Raw genomic sequence first — 1,911 nt, forward strand, 5'->3', positions numbered from 1 at the left:
AATTGGTATTAATCATTCATTTGAACTACACAATCAAAAGATTTCCAGTCAAGCTGAAAATGACGTATTAAATCCCTCCTTGAGGAGGGCAGGGAGGTGTATTTTTGAAAAAAAATGACAATAACTGAAGTATTCAGTATCTGGTAATAATTATTCCTTTTTCATTATTAATTAGTAACAGTATTCTTTGAACCGTCATTGACTCCGTCGAATCTTCGATTTCTCGCGTATGCGGGGATATGTTGCTGTAAGAACTAATAAGTATCTTTAAACTAAACAAAACACTCCCCTAGCCCCTCTCAAGAGGGGAATGGATTTGAACCTAAGGACAAACTGATTTCCAGTCAATACTTCGAATTAGCTTAGCAAAGGGCTGAAAATGACGTATATTTTGTCATTTCGAATGCAATGAGAAATCACATAAAACTGAGCATTGGATGTGGTTCCTCCTTTGTCGGAATGACAAGTTATAAATGGTATTAATTTTAAGTTTTAGTCGGTATTAATTATTAATCATTCATTTTTCATTATTAACTTTTCATTATCTAGTAGCCAACGAATTTATTAAAATGAATAATTTGGAATAAATTTTGTTATCTACGTAATAAATATTTATATTCGTACGTATATTTAAGTATTATGGATACCAAATTAACATTAAAACTAAATCAACAGATAATTGAGAAAGCTAAAGAATATGCTGCTGAAAAAAAGTTAAGTTTATCTCGAATTGTAGAAGTATACCTTCAGACATTAACGTCTGAAAAAAATGATATTGATTTTGAAATTTCACCTTTTATTAAAAGTATTTCAACTGGAAATAGCATTCCAAATGAGATTGATTATAAAAAGGAATACTCAGATTATTTAACAGAAAAATATAAATGAGTAAAAGAATTTTTATAGACACAAATGTTATGCTAGATCTTTTGGGAGAACGTAATCCATTTTATGAATCCATAGCCAAAATTGCTACTTTGGGAGAAAAAGGAAAATTAACTTTAATTGTTTCTCCTATTTCATTTGCTACGGTTAATTATTTTCTTTCAAAATTTGAAAACTCAAAGACAGCAAGGGAAAAATTAAGAAAATTTAAGATCATAAGTGAAATTTGTTCTTTAACTGAACACACAATTGAAAAAGGTTTAAATTCTTCATTCAAGGATTTTGAAGATGCTCTTCAATATTTTAGCGCAACTGAATCTGACTGTGAATTAATTATTACAAGAAATGGAAAAGATTTTAAAAAATCACTTCTTCCAGTTATGACACCCGATGAATTTTTGAAAAGCCTCTCTAATATATAACTTCACAAAAGCCAATAGCTAGTATTCAGTAACAGTTCTAAGTTTTAAGTTTTAAGTCAAAAGCCAGTTTTAAGTCACAAGTAATTATTCAACTATAATATTCCCCTCTTGAGAGGGGTTAGGGGTGTGTATTTATAAATTAGTTTAATTATTAACAAAATCAACGCTACCGAAAAATTGTTTTTCCCCAACCCTAAAGGGAGTCAATTTTTCAAAAGGAAAGTATTCTGTATCTGGTTACCAAAAATTAAACCAACGGTCATCCTCGCGAATGCGGGGATCTTTTACTATAAATACTAGAACATTCTTTGAACTACAATTTTATATTTACAATTATCATTCTTATTCTTTTTTCCATTGATGAAAAAAGAACCAAAAAAATCTAGTCTGATGTTATTTTTCTATAAAATTATCAAATCCTTTTAACCATCACGCCCAGACCGCTGCGCTTTTTGGACGCTGCTACGCCCAACGCTAAAGAATTTGATATTTTATAACGAAAAATTCCATAGGACAGTTTTCAAAACATTCTTTTTCAAAACGAAAATTTACTTTTTAAGGAACTCTTTTTGTAAGAATAGTGCAGCCAAAGCTCAGAGATTCA

General features: G+C 29.9%; 2 protein-coding genes. Both read left to right on the plus strand.

Annotated elements, in window-relative coordinates:
• Positions 1-639: 639 nt before the first annotated feature.
• On the plus strand, positions 640-888 hold the full coding sequence (locus EC396_RS15395) for a DUF6364 family protein (protein WP_129367693.1): 249 nt from the start codon (positions 640-642) through the stop codon (positions 886-888).
• Entirely contained in the window at positions 885-1,307 is a 423-nt protein-coding gene (locus EC396_RS15400) for a PIN domain-containing protein (protein WP_129367695.1), read from the plus strand. Before EC396_RS15395 ends, EC396_RS15400 begins: the two co-directional genes overlap by 4 nt.
• The last annotated feature ends 604 nt before the right edge of the window (positions 1,308-1,911 follow it).

It is taken from the genome of Lutibacter sp. HS1-25 (assembly GCF_004121075.1).
Classification (GTDB): domain Bacteria; phylum Bacteroidota; class Bacteroidia; order Flavobacteriales; family Flavobacteriaceae; genus Lutibacter.